Raw genomic sequence first — 15,904 nt, 5'->3', positions numbered from 1 at the left:
GGGCAATCGAGCCTTTTGTTCCGGATCGAGAGTACGGTGATCGGAGAAACGCGATGGGACGCTTGTTGTCGGTTAATGTGGGCTTGCCGCGCGACGTGATCTGGCAAGGCAAGACTGTTCACACCGGAATCTGGAAAACGCCGGTCGAGGGGCCGCGCATGGCGCGGCGACTCAACATTGACGGCGATGGACAAGGGGACCTCGGCGGCCACGGCGGTGAGCGGCGCGCCGTCTATGTCTATCAGCTCGATTCCTATCGGTATTGGGAACGCCACCTCGGCAGGAACGACTTCGTGTACGGGCAGTTCGGAGAGAATTTCACCGTCGACGGCCTGCCGGACGCAGGGGTCTGTATCGGAGACCGCTACCGCATCGGCGGAGCCTTGTTCGAGGTGACGCAGCCGCGCGTCACTTGTTACCGGCTCGGCATCCGCATGAACGAGCCTGAAATGGCCGCGCTGCTGGTCAAGCACGGTAGGCCGGGCTTTTATTTTCGCGTGCTGGAGGAAGGCGAAGTGAAGGCCGGCGACGAGATCACGCTCGTCGCTTCCGGGCCGGAACAGATGAGCGTGTCCGAGATCGACGCCCTGCTCTACCTGCCCGGCCACCCGGCCGCGCGACTGGAGCGCGCGCTACGCATACCTGCACTGAGCGCTGGCTGGCACCGCTCTTTTGAGGCGCTGCTGAAGCAGGAGAGCAAGGACGGTGCGGCGACGGGAAATGCCGGCCTCGGTCCCGCATCCAGCCCGGCACCAGCGTGGCGCGGCTTTCGTCCGCTTCGCGTGTCTCGCAAGGAGCGCGAGACGCGTGACGTGATTTCGCTGCTGCTCGAGCCCACGGATGGACAACCACTCGCCGCCGCCCTTCCCGGACAATTCGTCGTGTTGCGGCTGGGTCCGACATCTGCCCCTGGGCTGATGCGCAGCTATTCGTTGTCCGGCGAGCCTGGTGCCGCCTCTTATCGCGTGAGCGTCAAGCGGGAATCCCATGGCGCGGCCAGCACCTATATTGACGATGAGCTGAAGGTTGGCGTCATCGTGGAGGCCAGCGCGGCGCGCGGTACCTTCACATTGCGGCAAGGCGACACCCCCGTCGTCCTCTTGAGTGCCGGCATTGGAGTGACGCCGGTGCTTGCGATGCTTCACGCATTGGCGGCCGAAGCATCGACGCGAGAGGTCTGGTGGCTTTACGGAACCCGCAGCAGCCGCGAACATCCCTTTGCCAGCGAGGTTCGCGGTCTGCTCGCCGCGCTCCCCCAACGCCATAGCCAGATCTGCTACAGCTCGCCCGATCCCGCGGATCGGCCCAATGTCGATTTCGACATCCGTGGCCGCCTCGACATGCACGTGATTGAGAAGCTGAACCTGCCGCGCGATGGTGATTTCTATATTTGCGGTCCGACCAGCTTCATGAGTGATCTGTCGGCAGGCCTTGCGGCCTTCGGCGTCGCGAAGGATCGCATCCACACCGAGATATTCGGCGCTGGCCCCTCCAGCACCCCGGGCATTGCCGCTCCGCCACGCCGGCCGCCGCACGTGCCGGCGGGGCCTCACGGCTCGGGACCCACAATTTCGTTCGCGCGTTCTGGACTCAATGTCCGCTGGAACCCGTCCTTGCAGAGCTTGCTCGAGTTGGCCGAGGCTTGCGACGTCCCGGTGCGATGGTCGTGTCGAACGGGAGTGTGCCACAACTGCGAGACCGGGCTGGTGGCAGGGCAGATCAGCTATCATCCGGACCCGGTCGATGCGCCTGCAGACGGTAACGTGCTGATCTGCTGCTCGCGGCCCGAAGGCGACGTCGTGATCGACTTGTAACCGGGGCCCGCTTGATTGCAATCAAATATGGAGAACTCTCAAATGCGATCCGACATGACGCAAGGAGCCGCGTTCCCGGACTATGAGCTGAGCGACCACACCGGGAAGCATCGCAAACTCTCCGAGCTGCAGGGAGAGGATCCGATGGTGGTCGTGCTCGGCCGAGGCGGCTACTGTCCAAAGGATCGTCGTCAGGCCGAGGGGTTGCTGCAGCTCCATCGCGAGATGGAGGTGGGCTATTGCCGACTGGTCACGATCACAACTGACAACATCAGCCAGACGAATGAATATCGGAGCGGTGTGGGGGCGCACTGGCCTTTTCTCTCCGATCCACGACGCATCGTTCAGAAGGACCTCGATATCGCGGAATATACCGACCCAGCCCACAATCCGATGATTCCGCATGTCATCGTGCTGGAGCCGGGCCTCATCATTTACAAGATCTACAACGGCTACTGGTTCTTCGGACGCCCCACCGAGGAAGAACTCCGCCAGGATCTGCGCGCCGTGAGCAAAAAATGCCGACCGGACTGGGACATTACAACCCCCGAGTTTAGAGCCGCGTGGCAGCAGGGGCGTAAGGAAACCTTCTACCCCTATGGAAAAACCTTTGCTCAGACCATCGGCGGGCAGAATTGAAAAGGCTGTCGCGTCGCCGACCGAGCAGAACCGACTGGCCTGTGTTGGTAAGCTCTCCGATATTCTGGCCGGCATACCTATTCTACGATGAATAGCTGAGCGGCCTTTAGGCGCTTGCTCTCCGAGGCACGGTGCCACGTTCGAACGGCCTCTAGACAGCAAACGCTATGGCCGGCGCGCCTTCGTGCTGATGTCGGCTGCGCAGTGCGACTGGACAAGAATTGCTGGTCGGCCAAACGCATCGCACCTTTGATGTAACGACGATCATCATCGACACGATGGCGCGAGCCGAGATTGATTGAGGACGCGCCAGACGCGAAGAACTGTTGAGGTGGGAAGCTCCGCTCTGTGGGGGCAGTTCGTCATCGCTTGGTTGCGGGTGATTTGAACCTGCGACCTAACTCATTGATAGTATTACGCTCGATTTCCTCGCAAAACAAAGCCCCAGCAAACCTTTGAGATTGCTGGGGCTTTTGGCTGACTTGGTTGCGGGGAGGCGCAACCACACTACAACCGCCGACCGAGCACCTTTCACATGAGGCGCGGCCTAACGGTGAGCCAATTGCTTTGAACATTTTCGGGCTAAGCCGCCCGTATGTTGGCCATGAAGCGATCGAGCTCGGTCCGCAGACGCACACTCTCGGTCGATAGCATCTTGGCCGAACTCAGCACCTCGTCCGAAGCAGTTCCGGTCTCGGTCGCAGCGCGATTGACCTGTCCAATATCGACAGCCACGGCCTGCGTGCCCTGCGCGACGGTTTGGACGCTACGCGCGATCTCCTGGGTAGCGGCACCCTGCTGTTCGACCGCGCCCGCGATCGAGGCTGCAATCGCCGATATCTGATCGATCGTCGTCCCAATCTCCTTGATCGCCCCCACTGACTCGCTCGTGGCGCCCTGCATCGCGGCAATGTGGGCCGAGATTTCGTCAGTCGCGCTTGCTGTCTGGCTCGCGAGCGACTTGACCTCGCTCGCGACAACGGCGAAGCCCCGCCCTGCCTCACCCGCGCGCGCCGCCTCGATGGTGGCGTTGAGGGCCAGGAGATTGGTCTGTTCGGCGATCGCTGTAATCAACTTCACGACATCACCGATCTGTTGCGCCGCGCGAGACAGCTTGGCTATACGATCATCGGTTTCCTTGGCCTGCACCACGGCAGCTTCCGTGATACGGTTGGAACCCTGGACCTGCCGACCGATCTCCTCGACCGACGCAGAGAGCTCTTCCGTCGCCGTAGCGACCGACTGCATATTGGAGGAAGCCTGCTCGGAAACGTTGGCGACCTGGCTCGACAAGCCCTGTGTGGTCTCTGCGGTCCGCGTCAGCGTGGTCGCAGCGGTCTCGAGCTGCGCTGCGGAGGCCGAGACGGTTGATACGATGGAGCCGACCGCGCTCTCGAATTGGTCGGCGAATCGAATCAGCTCGGCGCGTCGAGAGGCCGCCTGCTCCCGATTCTGCGTCTCCGCCGTTGCGGCGTCCCGTTCAGCCTTGGCAATCGCCTGCAGCTTGAACTCTTCCACCGCCGCGGCCATTTCACCGAGCTCATCCTCTCGGCCAAGCCCCGGCAACACCACGTCAAAATCTCCCGACGCCAGCTTCCGCATCGCATTGCACATCGCGATCATTGGGCGAGAGATGCCCGCGCCGAGCAGGAGAGCAAGGACAGCGCCAAGAAGTATTCCGCCGGCGGCGAGAATCACGATCAGTTGCTCGGTCCGACCGATGGCCTGTTCCGACTCCGCTTCCAGTCGCCGCTGCTCGGCAAGGAGATCGGATTTCATCGCGACCGAACCTTGCATGATCGTCCCAGCCGAGTTGCCCATCTCCGCCACAAGCTCATCGACGGACTTGGCATTCGCTATGAGCTTCTCCAGCGCCTCGCGATAGGCTTTCAGGAACGCCTTGGCTTCCCTGAGGCCGGCTACGACCTTCTCGTCCGCCGAATAGATCGCCTTGAACGAATTCTCAGCCAATTTCAGCCCACCGAGCGCACTTGCTGCGACCGACCGATCCGAACTGAGATAGAAATTGCTGGCGGCAGCGTTCGCGGCCTGAAACTGCGTGTTGACCTGCTTAGTACCGAACTCAATAGCCTGGGTCTCGGTGTCGGACGCACCAAGACGGATATCGTCCAACTTGTATTTCAGCAGGCTCGCGCTGGGCGTGAGTTGATCATGCACGATCAGCGCACTGCTACGCTTCAGTTCGAGGATTTTGGAAAATGTCGCCGAAAAGCCGGTGAACTCTTTTGCCAGCTTGTTGAGACGGTCCAGGCGCTCCGGCGCCTTGGTGTTCTTGACCGATTGATCGATTGCATTCTTCAAGCTGGCCTCGGCATGCAACGCTGCCTTCGCATCGTCTTCCTTGCCAGTGACCACGAAGTATCGAGCACCCGAGCGGTAGGCCAGGAGTTCATGATCGATATTGCGTGCGAGATCGGCCTCCGAAACACTGGCCCGGAAGGACCCGACCCGATCGGAGACACGCTCGAACCCGAAATAGGCGAACGCCATGCTGATGGCCAGGATGACGAGAACCGCCCCGAATCCGGCTACAATCTTCGCACGAAATCGCAGGCGCGGAATGAGATTGCGCGTCGGTTTTCCTTTGATACGCCCAGCCATCCGCATTCGCCCCCATGTTAGCACTGGCCCACCCAGCGGTCGGGGATTTCCCCAGACAGATTTGAACATGAGTGGAGAGAGGTCAAAGTCAGGTAAATCCGTCTTACCGGACGACGGGTGCATCGTCGCTGCAGAGGAATGGCCAGCGTCGACCATTGACGCTTGGACGTTGACCGGCCTAGCCACAAGTGACTTGGCGAACCCATCGGAAACTGTTGAAGACCAACCCTTTTCTCAGATCGTGCTTTGGTGGAGGATGGACGGACTGCGAGGTCTGGCCGGTCACCGAAGGTCAGATTGTTGAATGCAAATTGACTAACCGTTGAGCCGTATGCATCGATCTCGATATGAGTAACCGAACCGACCTTGTTGAGCTGGAAGCTTTCCTAGCGATTGTACGTGCAGGCGGCTTTCGTCGCGCCGCGACCATCAGGGGTGTCTCCGCCTCTGCTCTCAGCCATTCCATGAGAAGCCTCGAGCAACGGCTTGGCGTCCGGCTTCTCCATCGCACCAGCCGGAGCGTGCATCTTACAGCTGCTGGGGAAATGCTCGTGCGTGAGCTGGAGCCTCGCTTCCGCGGGATTGAGGAAGCTATCGAGGGCCTGAATGAGTTCCGGGGCCACCTTGTAGGCCGCGTCAGGATCACTGCATTGCGCGACGCTGCGCGCCTGCTTCTCGCGCCGAAGCTCCCAGCGTTTCTCGCCGCTTTCCCTGAGATCGAGGTGGAGATTGCCGTCGATGACAAGTTCGTCGACATGGTCGCTGAGGGATTTGACGCGGGTATCCGCTATGGCGGGACCGTGCCCGAGGGCATGATTGCCTCGCGACTGAGCGACAGTCTCGAATGGGTCATTGTCGGCTCACCCGGTTATCTCAAAGATCATGGGTATCCAAAACACCCGGAAGATCTTTCGAGCCATAAGTGCATCCGCATTCGCCTGGGCACTGATCGAATCTACGAATGGGAATTCGAGCATCAAGAGAAACGTCTCACCATCGACGTTCCCGGAACGATTATTCTGGATGACTCCGAGCTCTCGATCCGAATGGCGGAGGCCGGCGTTGGCCTGTTCTATTGCCTGAAGGCCAGGGTTGAAGCACAATTGTCGAGCGGCTCACTGGTTGCGGTGCTGCCCGAGTGGATTTCGCCCGGACCGGGCTTCCACGCCTACTACTCTTCCCACCGTCAAGTGCCCTCCGCGCTGCGAGCGTTCCTGGACCATCTTCGAGGTTAGTGGTGGTTTTCCCGCTCTGCCCGCTACAAGTCGTCCCCCAAGCATCGCGATTTCGTCAAGGGACTTCCACAACTCTAGTCGAGCAAGTGAAGTCGTCTGATCGCTCCCTAAGGCACGTTCTCACTAGGGGCTAGCCATTGATGTCCGGTGGCCCCCCAACAGCGACCGAAGGACATTCTCCGAGGTCGCAGATGGGCCACAAGCAGATCAGCCCCCGGGGCCGTCCTTCATGATATAGCCCATTAGGTCGTCCACGTTGTGCTCCAAATCCCGGATGATGTTCTTGACGACGTCTCCGATCGAGATCACGCCTACGACCTTGCCCGCGTCCAGCACCGGCAGATGGCGAAAGCCGCGCGCAGCCATCATTGCCATGCAGCCCTCCAGCCGATCGTCCGGCTTAACCGTAACCGGGTTGCTCGTCATCACCTGGCTCACGGGCGTCGTCTTCGCATCGAGCCCGGGCAGCAGCACTTTAATAGCGCAGTCACCCTGGGTCACGATACCGACCAGCACGTCGTCGTCGATGACCAGCACCGACCGGACCCGATTGTCGCGCATCTGGCGCAAGGCTTCGACGACCGTGTCGCCGGAACGAACATCGATCAGGGCACCCTTCTTCTGGGCTAGAGCGCTTTTTACTGTGCTCATCGATCTCCCCTCGGGGGCCCTGTCCTGCCCCACCCTTGATGGTCCGCATTGAAGAATAGTCGAAATATCTTGCCTCGTCAGCACCGCGCCGATGTCGCCGGCGAAGCCTGTCACCGATCCCGACAGCGGGATTTTCACCGCCTCGATGGTACAGCCCGGCAGCACCTTCACCACTTCCAGCTCGAAGCCGCTGACGTCATTCTGCGCAGCGCAAACCCTCGAGAGATACCGCTCTACCATCTCTCCAAATTCCATAGCCGACAGAGTGGTGGAATAGGGTACCCGGGTTCAAGCGGTCGAAGCACTGGCACCAGCTCAAGGGCTGCTATGGATTTAAAAGCCGTCGATGGGGCTTGAGCGACGCGCGGTCCGCTTACATCGCTTAGCGGGCTTATCTATGGTCAAGCGAGACTTCTCGGTCCGTCTACTAGTGAGCACCCCTCACAACATTCTTCGCCGTGCCATTCCAGAACGCTTCGATATTATCGATGAGCTGGTCCGCAAGCGATTGCACCGCCTCCTGACTTGCCCACGCGACGTGAGGCGTCAGGATGAAGTTGGGCAGCCCTGTCAGTTGCATGAGTGGATGATCGGCTGAGGGAGGCTCGACGGTAGCCACATCAAAGCCGGCGCCTGATATGCGACCGCAACGAAGCGCCTCACCCAGAGCGATCTCGTCAACCAGACCACCTCTCGCCGTATTGATGAGTATTGGCTTGCGTTCCATGAGTGCGAACTCGGGCGCCCCGATCATGTTGCGCGTCGCCGGCGTCAGCGGAGCGTGGATGGTGATCGCATCGCTGAGACGCAGCACGTCTTCGAACGGCGTATAGAGCGGCCCCATTCCCTGCACACCTTTGTAGGATGAAAACAGGACGCGCATCCCAAAGGCTCGCGCGAGGTCCGCGACGGCACGTCCCAGCGCACCGTCTCCAATGATCCCGAGTACAGACCCTGCGATATTTCGGATTGGGTAATCGAAATAGCAAAACTGCCCCGACTCAACCCAACGTCCCGCCCGCACCGAGTCCCGATACGCGAGAAGGCTACGCCGGAGGGCAAACAGAAGAGCGAACGCATGTTCGGGGACTGTGTCGAGCGCGTAGTCCCGAATATTTGACACGAGCACATTCCTGGCAGCACAGGCCGCAACATCCACCATATCTGTGCCGGTCGCAGCGACTGCCACCAGTTTCAGGTTGCGTGCTGTGGCAATCGCCTTTGCAGTTACCGGCGCCTTGTTTGTGATCACAACATGGGCATCCGCAATCCGATCGCTCACCTCCTCGGCTCGCGTCGCTTCGTACTCAATCCACTCGTGTGAAAATGACAATTGGCGCAAAACAACGTCAGGCAGCATCGTGCTCCTATCGAGAAACACGACCTTTGCGGTTGTGATGGTTTTGCTCATGTTGAAACTCCGTCCAAGCGTGGCTTTCGCTTCGGGTCGTACCCGCACATTCCCTCCCCGCATACGACGGACGAGAGATCGCTCCGCAAAACGACTTCAAGCAGTTATGAAAGAACGCTTCGCGCAGGGAAAACGAAAAAGACGGTCGAACACATGAGTATTGCTCAACTTCGCCATTTCAACGATATCTCAGTCCTCCTCCGGCGGTCCTGACATCCAGGCCGCAAAGCGCGGCCCCCAATCAGGATGCCATCGGGAAAGCGCGGGCCTGTTTTGAACCATATCGTCCGCGGCCCAACGAATTCGTCTAGCATCCATTTCGGATGTGACTGAGTTGTCGGTACAAATGATGTAAAAGTCGCCTCGCCGAAACCTTTCGACAAACAGGTCGATCACTTGTTCGGCCGTCCAGGGCTCCTCCGGTTTAACATCCTGCAACGGCTTCAGGCCCGGAAAGTTCATGGGAGTCCATGTGTACCCAGGCACCAGCAAATGCGCCGTGACACGTCCCCCAGTCGCTTTCAAAAGCTCGTGGCTGAGTTGTTCGGTCAGAACCTTAACTGCCGCCTTGGAGACGGAGTACGCCGCTTTTCCAGGAGGGGTGGTAATACCTTCCTTGGACCCGAGATTGACGATCGCGCTTCGCGTTTTTGCTTCCATCATTCGCGGAACGAAGAGGTGCTGGGCCGCGAGTGGACCGAAAAAATTGACATCGAGCGCATGTCGCCATGCTTCGACTTTCTCGTAAGGGCCCGCGCGCTCGATGATTGCGGCATTATTCATCAGCAAGGCAACTTCACCGAATTGTTCGTATGCCGCTTCCCTTAAAGCTTCGAGATCCGCCTCGCGGGATACGTCGCCTGCCATGGCGACAACTTCGGTATCGAGCGCGCCGGCGAGCACCCGAAGCCTTTTCTCGTCTCTATCGAACAGCACGAGGCGCATCCCTTCGCGAGCAAAGCGGCGTGCCGCAGCCGCGCCGATTCCGCTCGCCGCACCAGTCACAACTGCGACGCGCCCTCGCGCGATGATGTCGGCGTTCATCTCTGTCCTTCCTTAAGTGAGACCCGCATCCGGGCTTGCCGTGCTAGGACCCCGATCCCGGCAAAGCCAGTCCGAATGTTTTGACCAGATCGTTCTCCTGCTCTGGTGACAGAAAGCGTGGATTGAGGCCACGCAATAGCAAATAGAGTTTGGCGGTCTCTTCGAGTTCCTCGGTCGCAAACACGGCTGCCTCGAGCGTTTCGGCAGAGACGACCGGCCCGTGATTGGCCAACAGGATGGAGGAGTATTTCCCCGCGAGCCCCGTAATCGCCGAAGCGACCGCGGGGTCTCCTGGTCGATAGTACGGGATCAGGGCCGTCTGACCGCACTTCATCAGATAATAAGGCGTCATCGACGGCAGGGCCGCACGTGCGTCGATCTCGGGCAGCATCGAGAGCGCTACCGAATGTGTCGAATGAAGGTGAACGACAGCCCCCGCGTTCGTGCGGGTGTCGTAGAGCGCAGCATGGAGCGGCACCTCCTTGGTCGGAGGATCACCGGAAACAGCGCGCCCCTCCGCGTCGATCCTCGATATCCGGGCCGGATCAAGAAAGCCCAGAGAAGCGTTGGTCGGCGTGACCAACCACCCGCCGTCCTCGAGTCGGACGCTGATATTACCCGACGAGCCTGGTGTCAGCCCCCGTTCGAATAATGACCGGCCGAACCGGCAAATCTCTTCTCGACGTTTGGTCTCGCTCACGTGCACACCGAAGACTGGAACAAAGACCTCTTTCCGAACAGGATCCATCGCGGCTTACCGTCGCTACGGGATCGCTCTCGAGTCGTTTGCGGTCAGAGAATAAAGCCCGTGTGGATGAAGTTCGAATGGTGACCATCGACAATGGCATTGAGGATTTCGCGCGCTGGCTGGGTGTATTTCGTTGCCACCATCGAGCGAATTGAAAACGAACGCAGCGCATCCGTGACCGACAGCGTGCCCTCGGCTGAGTCCTTCCTTCCGGTGAACGGAAAGACATCGGGCCCACGCTGACACTGACAATTGATATTCACCCGGCACACCTGATTGACCAGCGAGTCCGCCATACGGCCGATCATGTCAGGATCGCTGGCAAACAGGCTCACCTGCTGACCGTGTTCGGATGTGGCGACGTAATCGAGCGCAACCTCAAGGTCGTCAAAACTCATGATCGGGACGAGCGGACCAAATTGCTCCTCTCGATAGAGCCGCATCGCTGACGTCACCGGGTATACCACCGCCGGATAGAACAACGTGCCTTCGACCGTACCGCCACCGGCGTTGAGAACATCGGCGCCATTTGCGACGGCGTCATCCAGAAGTTCGGTCATCTGCTTGGCCTTCCCCGTACTAGGCAAGGGGGTCAAGCTTACACCGGATGCCCACGGCATTCCGATCTTCAGATCGCCGAGAAGCCGCAGAAATTCTGACGTGAACGCCTGCTCAACATCACGATGGACGAGCAGCATTTTCAGGGCGGTACAGCGTTGTCCATTGAACGAGAGAGCTCCCGCCAGACATTCGCGCGCCGCAAGCCCTATGTCTGCGTCAGGCATGATGATGGCCGCGTTCTTGGCGTCGAGCCCTAACACGGCACGCAGACGATTGGTCTTTGGGTGCACCTTCTTGAGATGGTCTGCCACACGGCTTGACCCGATAAGCGTCAAGACGTTGACCTTGCCGGTGCTGAGAAGCGCTGGGACAATCTCAGCGCCTTCCCCGTAGGCGAAGTTGATCACCCCCGGGGGAAACGCTTCGCAAAAGGCATTGAGCAACGGCTCGAACAGGAGCACCCCGTTACGCGGCGGCTTGAACACGACGGAATTGCCCATGATCAGGGCAGGAATGAGTGTCGCGAAAGTTTCGTTGAGCGGGTAGTTGTAAGGGCCCATGCACAACACGACTCCGAGCGGAGTGCGGCGGATGAGGCCGACCGTCCCCTCCACGATTTCGAAGTGGGAGTTCGCATTGTCGAGATTGCGTAAGGCCTCGATGGTTTCCCTAATATAGTCGATCGTGCGGTCGAACTCCTTTTCGGAATCGGCCAGCGTCTTGCCGATCTCCCACATGATGAGACGCGAGATATCTCCTCGGCAGGCACTCATGCGAGCCAAGAATTTCTGCATCGCGAGGATACGGTCGGAGACGCGCATCGTCGGCCACACGCCACGCCCATTGTCGTAAGCGGTCACAGCAGCATCGAGAGCGACCAAGGCCGACTCGACACTTCCGAACGGATGACTGCCGAGCCACGCTTGCGTCAGACGACCGTTGTTGTCACGAACCATCACCGGCGAGAGCACATCCTTGGTTGGCCCCGCCCAATCGCGGATTTCACCACCGACGAGGACGCGACGCTGCTCGATCGGCTGGATCGCAAACTCGCGCAGACCTTTATCATCGGCGCTAGGAAACAACATTCTCAGTTGATCGGAGTTCATGATATTCCCCAGCCCGACGGCCCCAGGTCACTAATGACCAGACTTGTGCGATCTTGTCGTGCCCCCGAGACGGACGTAGGTCGCAATCCGCTTTTCGATCACACAGGGCGAGACCAGTCGGTCGAAACGGCGGAAGTGCTCGGTCGCTAAGTGGGCGTCAAATGCCGCTTTGTCGTCATATATTTCGTAAAGGAATATCTCAGCGCCGTCGTCTGCTTCACAGACATCGAAGAGCCGACAACCTGGTTCGAGTGCGATCGAATCGGCGGCGTTCGCCAGCATCGCCTCGCGAAACTCGACCGTGTGTCCCGCCTTGATGGAAAAGGTCACGGTCACGACGAACTCGCCCATCACGCCACCGCCTTCATCGCTTGCGGAAGAGCTGCAATGGTTTCACGCGTGACTGCCGCGCATCCCGCCGTGCCACCCAGCTCGATCGGCACCGCCCCGGAAGAGAGCGCCATTTGTACTGATGCTTCAATCAGACGAGCACGAACCTCCAGCTGGGGCTCGCTATGCTTCTCCGCGAGCCAATCAAGCATCATCGCGGCTGAGAGGAACATTGCGCACGGGTTCGCTTTTCCCTGTCCGGCAATGTCAGGGGCTGTACCATGCGCAGGCTGAAACAAGGCATGCTTATCGCCGACGTCGGCGGACGGGGCCATGCCCATTCCACCAACGAGTCCGGCGGCGAGATCGGACAGGATATCCCCGAACATATTCTCGGTGACCATGACGTCGAGTGTCCACGGCTTCTTGACCATCAAAAGCGCCATGGCGTCGACATACGCATGGTCGGCCCCGATGGTCGGGTGCGTCGCCGCGACCTCATCGAAGATCTTGCGAAAGAACGCCATGGACGTGAACACGTTCGCCTTGTCGACACAGGTCACCCGCGCCTGGCCGCGCCTTGATTGGCGACGTTGGGCCAGCCGGAAGGCAAAATCGCTCACTCGCGCGGTTCCGTTCCTGGTGATGCACATCGTGTCGTACGCCTCATCGTCACCGACGACCTTGCCCCTACCCCGCGCGTGGAAGAGCCCTTCTGTCTGCTCCCGGACCAGGACGAAATCGATGTCATCCACGCGCTCGTCCGACAAGATCCGCGGGAGGCCCGGAAACCAACGGATCGGGCGAACGCCGGCGTAAAGATCTAACGCCATCCGAAGATCGAGCTGGGGAATGATCTCTGTTCCGTCCGTATGCCGAATGTCCGGCCACCCCATAGCGCCGAACAGAACAGCGTCCGCCCGGCGGCACGCATCGAGGGTGGCGTTCGGCAGCGCTTCACCGCTCTCGGCATAGAATTGCGCTCCAGCCTGCCATGTGTTCATTCGCAAAGGGGCGCCGGCGGTCTTGGCTTCCACGGCGGCCAGAAGTTCGAGGCAGGCCGCCATGACTTCACGTCCGATGCCGTCGCCGGGCAGGACCGCAATATCAAGTTTGTTGGAAGAGACTGTCACGCTGCATCTCCAGGTCGGTTCTGCTTTGGCTGCGGATCGCATCGCCATTGTACACAAAGACCGCCGTCTTTGCGTTCAATAACGTATGCATTACTATACACTAGTCCGATATAACGAAAGCTGCAAGGTTGAAGCACGATCCTTTCCCGGCTAGTCGAGGGGCGATCAGCGCGGACCGCCCCCTCATCCACGAGTTTTTGGAGCAAGCGATGAGCCTCCCCTTCTCTTTCGACCCGGGCCAGGGCTAGGTTTCGACAAGTGACGGATTTGGCTGGGATCTTTCCACAACCGAACCTTCCGACTGATGGTCGCGATGGAATTGGTTGCTCACGGCGATAGTGGTAAGACCAGGGAGAGAAGAACTGACCGCAATGACAACCAAGCCTCGAAAAAAGTCGCCAGACCTCAAGCCTGTGCCCCGAAAGGTGCCGACGCGGACGCGCCTCACCCCCGTTGCGTCCCCGAGCGGCAAACCCAATCAAGCTGATATCGCCTATGCCCGGCTGCGCGAGCTGATATTGAGCGGCGCTATCGCCCCCGGCAGCTTCGTTCTTGAACTTGAGGCGGCGGCACGTCTTGGCATGAGCCGAACCCCTGTACGAGAGGCGATGGTGAGGCTGCGCGCCGAAGGCATTGTCGAAATCCGCGCGCGCCACGGAATGCGCGTCCTTCCGGTGTCGGCGGACGACATGCGCGAGATCTACGAGGTGCTCACGAGCCTGGAAGCGACCGCCGCCGGGCTCGTCGCGAGGCGTGGAATCGCCAAGGAGGCTTTGGTCTCTCTCAATATGGCCGTCGCCAACATGGACGACGCATTGGATCGGGATGACCTGGAGGCGTGGGCCCAAGCGGACGAGTCCTTCCATCGGACACTGATCAACAGTTGCGGCAACCGACGCATCATTCAGACAGTCGATCAGTTCTGGTCGCAGGCGCATCGTGCGCGCCTGCTGACGCTCCGCCTTCGTCCTAAACCGACGCAATCGAACCGGGAGCACGCCGCTCTGGTGCGGGCAATTGCCAAGGGCGACGCTGACGCCGCCATGCGCCTGCACCAAGAGCACCGCGAACGTGCGGGAAGGCTTCTCACCGACCTGCTCTCGAAGCTGCCCTGAGCGGCCGATCAGTTCGCACTTCGTGCCTGGCAGCGCTATCCGCGGATAGCGCTGCAGTTTGTTTGCCCTCGATTCAACGAGCCGCACCGGCAGAGGCCCCAACTGTCGCAGGCGCGCTGCGGGACTTTTGCCGGGTGAAGTAGACCACCGAAACGGCCACGCACGCCGTCCAGATTCCGGCCACACAGTAGATGCCCAGGTCCAGCGTGTTGGTCGATTGCGTGAGAAAGCCGATGATGAAGGGCGCGAAGAAGCCGGCCGTCAATCCGATCGAATTGATGAAGGCGATTCCGGCGGCGGCCGAAACATCCTTGAGCGCGGCCGTCGGCAGGCTCCAGAATACCGGCAGCACGGCCATGACTCCGCCCAGCGCCATGCTCAGCCCGATCAGGACAAGAACGAGGTTGTGCTTGAACCAGACGCTGATCAGGAAGCCGGCAACGCCGAACAGGCAACTTCCGACGAAGTGCAGGAAGCGCTCGCGCTTCCGATCGGAGTTGCGACCAACTGCGAGCATCACGATCACCGCTCCGGCGTAAGGCACCGCCGAATAGATGCCGAGCTGGACGGTGTCCGTAACCCCTGCCCCCTTAATCAAGGACGGGAGGTAGAAGAAAATTCCCGATTGGGCGAGCACGATCCCGAAGAGAATAGCAGCAAGAAGAAGCACGTCGACGTTCTTGAAGACGTCAATGATGCCCATCTCGGGCTTCCTGACGTTCTCCGCATCGATGTTGGCGCGAAGGCGCACCTTTTCCGACGAAGACAACCAAGAGGCACCCTCGATGGTGTCGCTCAGCTTGAACCAGACCACGAATGCCAGCAGGACGGCCGGGAGACCCTCTAGCAAGAACATCCACTGCCAGCCGGCGAGTGACGCAGTTCCGTGCATGTGGGCGATGATCAGACCGGAAATCGGCGCGCCGAAGATGCCGGCAAGAGGTGCAGCGAGGTAGAAGAGTGACGTGACGGTGGCGCGACGCTCGGTCGGATACCATCGCATCAGGTAGAAGATGACACCAGGAAATAGCCCGGCTTCTCCGATCCCCAGCGCGATGCGGAAGATATAGAAGGAATATTCGGACCAAACCAGCATCATCCCCATCGAGATGAGGCCCCAGGTCATCAGGATGCGGCTCAGCCATCGCCGCGGGCCGAAACGATGCATCAGCAGATTGCTGGGGACTTCCGATGCCGCATATCCGAGGAAGAAGAGTCCCGCGCCGAGCCCGTAGACGGCTTCGTTCAATCCGAGATCGCCCATCATATGGGGCTTGGCAAAACTGATGTTGATCCGGTCGAGATACGACACCGTGTAACACGTGATCAGCAGCGGCATCAGATAGAGCGTGACTTTCCGGTAGATAGCATCATCGCTCCCGGTTTTCGATCGCCCCGCTTCCTCACCCATGGTCCCCTCCTCCTTGCTTTACAGCATTCATTAATGCATTCATTAATGCGATCGTTACAAATGTAGGGCTGGAAATCAAGG

General features: G+C 59.8%; 13 protein-coding genes. 4 read left to right on the top strand and 9 right to left on the bottom strand.

Annotated features, from left to right (window positions below):
• Positions 1 to 53 precede the first annotated feature (53 nt).
• Both BM374_RS19990 and BM374_RS19985 read left to right on the top strand, forming a co-directional pair.
• Positions 54 to 1,814, top strand: a complete 1,761-nt coding sequence (locus BM374_RS19990) for an MOSC and FAD-binding oxidoreductase domain-containing protein (protein WP_092295280.1) — start codon at positions 54 to 56, stop codon at positions 1,812 to 1,814.
• 42 nt (positions 1,815 to 1,856) lie between these two features.
• Positions 1,857 to 2,453 (top strand): redoxin domain-containing protein, encoded by a 597-nt coding sequence (locus tag BM374_RS19985; RefSeq protein WP_177248423.1) that lies wholly within the window; start codon positions 1,857 to 1,859, stop codon positions 2,451 to 2,453.
• A gap of 582 nt (positions 2,454 to 3,035) precedes the next feature.
• Here BM374_RS19985 and BM374_RS19980 read toward each other — a convergent pair.
• Entirely contained in the window at positions 3,036 to 5,075 is a 2,040-nt protein-coding gene (locus BM374_RS19980) for a methyl-accepting chemotaxis protein (RefSeq protein ID WP_177248422.1), read from the bottom strand.
• A 347-nt stretch (positions 5,076 to 5,422) separates the two neighbouring features.
• Here BM374_RS19980 and BM374_RS19975 point away from each other — a divergent pair, with 347 nt between their 5' ends.
• On the top strand, positions 5,423 to 6,310 hold the full coding sequence (locus tag BM374_RS19975) for a LysR family transcriptional regulator (RefSeq protein WP_092295273.1): 888 nt from the start codon (positions 5,423 to 5,425) through the stop codon (positions 6,308 to 6,310).
• Between the two features lie 207 nt (positions 6,311 to 6,517).
• Here BM374_RS19975 and BM374_RS39450 read toward each other — a convergent pair whose 3' ends face one another.
• The 7 genes from BM374_RS39450 to BM374_RS19940 form a co-directional block, all read right to left on the bottom strand.
• Entirely contained in the window at positions 6,518 to 7,201 is a 684-nt protein-coding gene (locus tag BM374_RS39450) for a CBS domain-containing protein (RefSeq protein ID WP_244552647.1), read from the bottom strand.
• A gap of 187 nt (positions 7,202 to 7,388) precedes the next feature.
• Positions 7,389 to 8,372 (bottom strand): D-2-hydroxyacid dehydrogenase, encoded by a 984-nt coding sequence (locus BM374_RS19965; protein ID WP_092295270.1) that lies wholly within the window; start codon positions 8,370 to 8,372, stop codon positions 7,389 to 7,391.
• 189 nt (positions 8,373 to 8,561) lie between these two features.
• On the bottom strand, positions 8,562 to 9,416 hold the full coding sequence (locus BM374_RS19960) for an SDR family oxidoreductase (protein WP_092295267.1): 855 nt from the start codon (positions 9,414 to 9,416) through the stop codon (positions 8,562 to 8,564).
• A 43-nt stretch (positions 9,417 to 9,459) separates the two neighbouring features.
• Positions 9,460 to 10,116: a 3-oxo-tetronate 4-phosphate decarboxylase gene (gene otnC / locus BM374_RS19955; RefSeq protein ID WP_177248421.1), complete on the bottom strand. Its 657-nt coding sequence runs from the start codon at positions 10,114 to 10,116 to the stop codon at positions 9,460 to 9,462.
• Between the two features lie 92 nt (positions 10,117 to 10,208).
• Positions 10,209 to 11,834, bottom strand: a complete 1,626-nt coding sequence (locus tag BM374_RS19950) for an NADP-dependent glyceraldehyde-3-phosphate dehydrogenase (protein ID WP_092295261.1) — start codon at positions 11,832 to 11,834, stop codon at positions 10,209 to 10,211.
• 30 nt (positions 11,835 to 11,864) lie between these two features.
• Positions 11,865 to 12,185 (bottom strand): putative quinol monooxygenase, encoded by a 321-nt coding sequence (locus tag BM374_RS19945; protein ID WP_092295258.1) that lies wholly within the window; start codon positions 12,183 to 12,185, stop codon positions 11,865 to 11,867.
• The gene (locus tag BM374_RS19940) at positions 12,185 to 13,339 is read right to left on the bottom strand and encodes an isocitrate/isopropylmalate dehydrogenase family protein (RefSeq protein WP_092296883.1); all 1,155 of its coding nucleotides are present in this window, start codon (positions 13,337 to 13,339) and stop codon (positions 12,185 to 12,187) included. The genes BM374_RS19945 and BM374_RS19940 overlap by 1 nt, the downstream gene beginning before the upstream one ends.
• 329 nt (positions 13,340 to 13,668) lie before the next feature.
• On the opposite strand from BM374_RS19940, the gene BM374_RS19935 reads away from it, so the two are divergent.
• The gene (locus BM374_RS19935; protein ID WP_092295255.1) at positions 13,669 to 14,412 is read left to right on the top strand and encodes a GntR family transcriptional regulator; all 744 of its coding nucleotides are present in this window, start codon (positions 13,669 to 13,671) and stop codon (positions 14,410 to 14,412) included.
• A gap of 73 nt (positions 14,413 to 14,485) precedes the next feature.
• On the opposite strand, the gene BM374_RS19930 is transcribed toward BM374_RS19935, so the two are convergent.
• On the bottom strand, positions 14,486 to 15,823 hold the full coding sequence (locus BM374_RS19930) for an MFS transporter (protein ID WP_092295252.1): 1,338 nt from the start codon (positions 15,821 to 15,823) through the stop codon (positions 14,486 to 14,488).
• Between the last annotated feature and the right edge of the window lie 81 nt (positions 15,824 to 15,904).

Origin of the sequence: Bradyrhizobium sp. Ghvi (genome assembly GCF_900115265.1) — a bacterium.
Lineage (GTDB): Bacteria > Pseudomonadota > Alphaproteobacteria > Rhizobiales > Xanthobacteraceae > Bradyrhizobium.
The sequence above is the reverse complement of the archived record's forward strand: the minus strand, read 5'-3'. Positions and strand labels throughout refer to the sequence as shown.